The organism is Pseudomonas sp. P5_A12 (assembly GCF_056400685.1).
On record NZ_JBFUKU010000309.1, the window covers coordinates 1 to 6,011 of the forward strand.

The 6,011-nt window shown below is 56.3% G+C and carries 7 protein-coding genes; all 7 read left to right on the forward strand.

The window, feature by feature from the left end; all coding sequences use genetic code 11:
* A partial coding sequence (locus tag AC1DSG_RS26265) for an MFS transporter (protein ID WP_477793498.1) occupies positions 1–1,094 on the forward strand: 1,094 nt, incomplete at its 5' end.
* 39 nt (positions 1,095–1,133) lie between these two features.
* The gene (locus AC1DSG_RS26270; protein ID WP_477793499.1) at positions 1,134–2,411 is read left to right on the forward strand and encodes an OprD family porin; all 1,278 of its coding nucleotides are present in this window, start codon (positions 1,134–1,136) and stop codon (positions 2,409–2,411) included.
* 260 nt (positions 2,412–2,671) lie between these two features.
* The gene (locus AC1DSG_RS26275; protein ID WP_477793500.1) at positions 2,672–3,280 is read left to right on the forward strand and encodes a trimeric intracellular cation channel family protein; all 609 of its coding nucleotides are present in this window, start codon (positions 2,672–2,674) and stop codon (positions 3,278–3,280) included.
* A 94-nt stretch (positions 3,281–3,374) separates the two neighbouring features.
* On the forward strand, positions 3,375–3,671 hold the full coding sequence (locus AC1DSG_RS26280) for a hypothetical protein (protein ID WP_477793501.1): 297 nt from the start codon (positions 3,375–3,377) through the stop codon (positions 3,669–3,671).
* Between the two features lie 288 nt (positions 3,672–3,959).
* Positions 3,960–4,331, forward strand: coding sequence for a DUF3302 domain-containing protein (locus AC1DSG_RS26285; RefSeq protein ID WP_477793502.1), 372 nt, complete (start codon positions 3,960–3,962; stop codon positions 4,329–4,331).
* A gap of 3 nt (positions 4,332–4,334) precedes the next feature.
* Entirely contained in the window at positions 4,335–5,294 is a 960-nt protein-coding gene (locus tag AC1DSG_RS26290) for an HlyD family secretion protein (protein ID WP_477793503.1), read from the forward strand.
* A 364-nt stretch (positions 5,295–5,658) separates the two neighbouring features.
* Positions 5,659–6,011: polyphosphate kinase 2 family protein (locus AC1DSG_RS26295; protein ID WP_477793504.1), on the forward strand; the 353-nt coding region annotated here is incomplete at its 3' end.

Genomic DNA, 6,011 nt, shown 5'->3' on the forward strand with positions numbered 1-6,011 from the left:
GCTTCGGGCGACGCCCGCTGATCCTGCTATGTGTCGCAATCGCGGGGCTCGGCATGTTGGCGTCATCCAAGGCGACGTCCCCCGAAATGTTGGGCGTGCTGCGTCTGATCACGGGACTCGGCATCGGTGGAATCCTGGCCAGCAGCTACGTTGTCGCTGGTGAGTATGCAAACAAGAAGTGGCGCGGTCTGGCCATCAGTCTGCAATCCACGGCCTACGCACTGGGCGCAACGATAGGGGGCATCATCGCGGCGCAGATCATCCCTTCCATGGGGTGGCGTTCGGTGTTCTTTTACGGTGGCGTAACAACGTTGCTGATCCTTCCKATCCTCGCTCTCTGGTTGCCCGAGTCCCTGGCATTCCTGCTGTCTCGCCAACCCCGGAACGCGCTGAAACGTATCAATACTCTGCTGCAACGCGTCGCGGTCGCTTCCGTCGATCAGTTGCCCGAGGTGCGGCAGGACGCCCGCAAACCTCTAAGAGAGACGTTCGCCGAGCTCTTCTCGCCAGCCTTGCTCCGTTCAACCTTGCTCATCTGGATCGCCTTCTTCCTGGTGATGTTCGGTTTCTACTTCGTAATGAGTTGGACTCCAAGGCTGCTGGTTTCAGCAGGCCTATCGAACCAACAAGGCATCACCGGAGGTGTAATGCTGAACATCGGCGGCATTCTCGGCACGTCGCTGATCGGCTTGCTGGCATCGCGCTTTCGTCTGTCCCGGGTGCTGATGGCCTACCTTCTGATCAACGCGGTACTCCTGGCAGTGTTCGTGCAGTTCACTACCGTCCCGAACCTGGCCTTCGCCTTGGTGCTGCTGATCGGAATATTCGTCAACGGCTGCGTTGCCGGGCTCTATGCCCTGACCCCGACCATCTACGACGCCACCCAGCGTGTCACTGGCCTGGGTTGGGGTATTGGCATCGGCCGCGCCGGGGCGATTCTGTCGCCATTGGTGGCTGGCCGGTTGATTGATGCCCAGTGGCAGCCCGCCGACCTTTACCTGCTGTTTGCCTTGTCTTTCGTCTTCGCTGCCCTCGTCGTCTGGCTATTGAAGCCGCAGCGACTACTGCACCTGAGCAGCACCTCCAACGCCTGATCCGGCGCCCCCTATAAGAACAAGACCTGGACACATCACATGCAAAACAGAATTGAATGCCCATGGCTCTATTGCCTGGGCATGGCGACAGCCTGCGCCTCTTCCACCGCCTACGCAGGGTTTGTGGACGACAGCAGCGTTACCCTGACTGCACGCAACTACTATCTGGATCGGGATTACAAAAATGACACGCCTTATTCGGCTGCTCGCGAATGGGCCCAGGGCTTTATCCTCAGGGCCAACTCCGGCTACACGGAAGGAACCGTTGGCTTCGGCCTGGATCTCACGGGCATGCTAGGACTCAAGCTGGACTCAGCGCCCGATCGCACTGGTACCCAGCTCCTGCCCTTCAACCCACAGACCCGTGAAGCCGACGACGATTATTCAGAGTTGGGAGTGGCGCTCAAGACGAAGATCTCGAAGACCCGGCTATCCGTGGGGACGCAGTTCCCAATTCTGCCGGTGATCACAGCGAGCCATGCACGTCTACTTCCGCAATCCTTTCGCGGCGCCTATGCAATTTCCGATGACATCGACAACCTGACGCTGCACACAGGACGCATGGATCGAGTGAACCTGCGGGATTCCACTGACTATCAGGCAATATCGGTGGCGTCGCCCAACGGTCGGTTCAAGAAGGGAGCCAGCTCCGAGCGTTTTGACTTCATCGGCGGCGACTATCATTGGTCCGACGCCTTGACGCTTCGCTATTTTCACGCCGAACTGAAGGATATATACACTCAGGACTTTGCGGGAGGCATCTACCTGCTCCCCCTCGGCCCCGGCAGACTGAAAACAGATGTGCGGGTCTTCAACAGTCGGGATAACGGCCGGGCAGAAGCCGGCAACGTAGACAACCTGAACGCAGGCGCCATGTTCAGCTACCAGATCGCAACCCACACCTTAGGCCTGGGTTACATGTACCAGACAGGCGACACGGCATTGCCTTACATTGCTGGCGGGGAGCCGGCAGTGCTCAGCGATGGCACTTTAAGTGCTGACTTCGTGAATCCGAAAGAACGGACCTGGGTGGCGCGCTACGACTACAACTTCGCCGCTGTCGGTCTACCGGGGCTCACCGGCATGGTCCGCTACTTGAGAGGTACCAACATCGACTTGCCGCAGCTGGGGGGAAGCGACCTGACGGAATCGTCAAAAGACCTGGAATTGGCCTACGTCATTCAATCAGGCCCGGCAAAGGGCCTCGGTCTGCGCTTGCGCAATGCGTTCTATCGCAATGAGCAAAGCTCAACTTCGACATTCCGAAGTGACAACGAAACCCGGATCAACATCGACTACACACTCAAGGTCTGGTAACTGACGGAACCTGCGGCGGGTACGCCCGTCGCGTCGTTCGTCATGCAATGAGGGCTGTAGCTGCCCTGTCTGGCCTGCGGCAAAATTTCTGCATTGGCCAGCAGGGAAGCACTGCAGTTATGCCCTGAATAATCAGGCCGGTTTACTCCAGCTACAATCACCACGCATACCTCTATGCCGACGCCTTTCGGAGCGGCGTTCGTCTGCACGCCTACACTGCCATCGTTAACCTGACGGATTCCCTGAGAACGGAGTAACGGATGCTTTATTTTCAGCAAATGTTGGGCACCGCCGTGTTTGCCATTACCGGGGTACTGGCTATCCATAAGGCAGGGGTCGATGTGTTCGGCGCTGTGGTACTTGGCATCATCACCGCTATTGGCGGGGGGACCATTCGCGACCTGTTGCTCGATCAGCCGATTTTCTGGATTGCGGACTTCAACTACATCTGGGTCGCCTTGATTGCAGGCCTGCTGGCATTTTTTCTTACCCAGAAATTCCAACAACGCTATCAACTGTTGCTGTACCTCGATGGTTTTGCGGCCGCACTGTTCGCAATTGTCGCTACCGAGAAAGTGCTGGGAATGCATCTTGCCGCACCCTTCGCCGTGATGATGGGCGTGCTGACCAGTATTGGAGGCGGTATCGCCCGCGATGTGCTGGCCCGGAGAGCCTCGTTGTTGATGTCACGTGAGATCTACGCCACACCAATTCTGCTCGGGTGCACCCTCTATGTCTTATTGCGCGATGTGTTCCCGACAATCCAGTTCGCCGGTTGGATTGCCTTGATATTCACCTCAGGCTTCAGGTTTCTCGCTATTTACAAGGAGCTGCAAATGCCGGCGTTTCTATCCACCGGGCAGGGTTAAGGTTGGTCATTCCTTATCCGGGGGCCTGCTATAGTCAGGCTTAGTGACAAGGCAAACGTTGCTGGTAAAAAACAATCCACTCTGGAGCTTGGTTATGCGAATCATTGCGACCCTTGTGTGCACCTTTCTGCTGTCCCTGGCTTTGCCATCGCTGTCCTTTGCCGCAAATTGCGAAAACGCGGGCAGTTCAAAAGGCGCCAAAAACTGTGTGAAATATAACAACAATCAAAATGGCAATGGCAATAGCGGCAAAGGCAATTGCAATGGAAATGGCAATTGCGGCGACAAGGCCAAAGACAAGGCCAAAGACTATGATGATGATCACGCGGTCGAGTGCAGGGATATCAGTAGCATTACCCTGCGCCGTCAATGCCTTGAAAGGCGCAGATGAATGACGGATGCCGTTGGTGCGTTTTTTCCGGCGAACGAATCTGTTCGCCCTTCCCCTTCAGTTTCACCGCAAAACCCGGGTTGGCGTAAAACGACCTAGATCACAGCGCAAATTAGGTGGATCCTCTCGCTCGCCCGCAGGCTCTGTCACTGGCTGGGCGTCAGGGTAAGCCTGCATTGGCTGAAAATTGAATTGCCGGAGTTGTTATGCGTTGTTTTGAACTGATTTCTCATCAAATCCGTGACTACACTGAGCCGAGTACATCGCTTGTACCAGGAGGGGGCGGTCATGCTTGATTACTTCGCTTTAGGCCTATTGTTCTTTGTCGGCCTTGTCCTGTTCTACGGGATCATCGCGTTACACGACATTCCTTATGAAATTGCCGTACACCGCAATCACCCGCATCAGGATGCTATCCATGCAACCGGTTGGGTCAGTTTGTTCACCCTGCATGCGCTTTGGCCATTTCTGTGGATATGGGCGATGGCATACCGGGAAGACCGGGGTTGGGGATTTGGTGATGGTCAGTCACCGCAGGTTCATGTCGCTCATCTGGAGCAACAGGTTGCTGACCTGCAAAATCGTATAGAACGGCTGGAAGGGGCTACCGGCACTGCACGGGACAAACCAGCGTCAGACAATCGCAGTGAGGAAATCTAAGCCATGGATCTTCTGCTCATTTTGACCTATGCAGCCATCTGCGTTGCCATCTTCAAAATTTTCCGCATACCGCTGAACAAATGGACGGTTCCAACCGCAGTGCTCGGTGGGATCCTGATTGTCGGCGCCTTGATCTTCACGATGAACTACAACCATCCTTACTCCGAGGTTGCGCGCACTTACTTCGTCTCCGTACCGGTGGTTCCAGTGGTCACTGGCCTGGTGATCGACGTGCCGGTCAAGGGTAACGAGCCTCTCGAAAAAGGCGATGTGCTGTTTCGTATCGACCCTGCCCCGTTCGAGTACCGGGTCAGGTCCATCAAGGCACAGTTGGTCTCGGCTAAAGCTGATCGTGCTCGAATCACTGAACTGATCAAGCGCAACTTTGGAACCCAGCGTGAATTGGACGTCGTCATTGCTCGTTCCGACGACTTGCAGGCCCAACTGGATAATGCTCAGTATGAACTGGACAACACCACCGTTCGCGCGCCTGGCAAGGGTTTCGTGACCCATGTTTCCTTGCGTCCGGGAATAATGGCTACCAAGTTCCCCTTGCGTCCGACCATGGTGTTCATTCCGCAAGAGGGACACTACCTTGCCGCGTGGATGCGTCAAGAGAGTCTGTTGCGCTTGTCGGTCGGCGATGAAGCTGAAGTGGCCTTCGACGGCATTCCCGGCAGAGTGTTCGAAGGACGGGTCAAAAGCGTCATTTCCGTCATCGGAGAAGGACAAATACAGCCCTCCGGAACGCTGCTGAGCTTCACCGGCTCACCGCCGGCAGGCCGGGTTCCGGTCACTATTGAAATCACCGACCCCGACTATGCCCAATTCAGCAACCAGATGCCCGGCGGCGCGTATGGGCAGGCGGCGATTTACAGCCAGCATTTCCACCATATCGCCATGATGCGAAAAATCCTGCTGCGCATGGCTGCCTGGATGAACTACATCTTTCCATTCCATTAATAACTGGCTGACGCCCTCTTCAATCGGGGGCGTCACCCCTCCTCTGTCCACCCCGGACCGACTGGACCTTTCTTTTGAGTGACGTGCACATATTGGGGCGCAAACCTGGCACCAACATCTATCGCCCGCGTTCCGCCGAGACTGTCGACGATGCTGCGGCCTGAAGGTCGCATCTGGAGCAGGCCCTTGCGCATTATCAGAGGCAGCACCCATCGGCAGTGAATTTCCCACGCTGCCCGGCAGGTGGGTGACTTGCATCAGCTTGCCCTTGAAAAATTGAACTACCCTTTACTCGCAAGCCGTAGCGGTAATTACAAACCGGTGCGCACCGCATTCAAAGCCACCCTGAGGTTGAAGTATTACGATGAAAAAACATGATCGTGAAATAGCCGACTCCGCGGACAAAAAAGCCGACGGGCTTAGCCGCAAAGACTACGAAGCCCAGCTGAAGAACCTGCACGTCGAGATGGTCAAGTTGCAGCAGTGGGTTGTCGCAACCGGGGCCAAGGTCGTGGTGGTTTTCGAAGGCCGCGATGGCGCTGGCAAGGGTGGCACCATCAAGGCACTGACCGAGCGCGTCAGCCCGCGGGTGTTTCGTGTGGTGGCGTTGCCGGCACCGTCCGAGCGAGAAAAAAGCCAGATGTACCTGCAGCGCTACATGCCCCACTTCCCGGCGGCTGGCGAGGTCGTGATCTTCGACCGCAGCTGGTACAACCG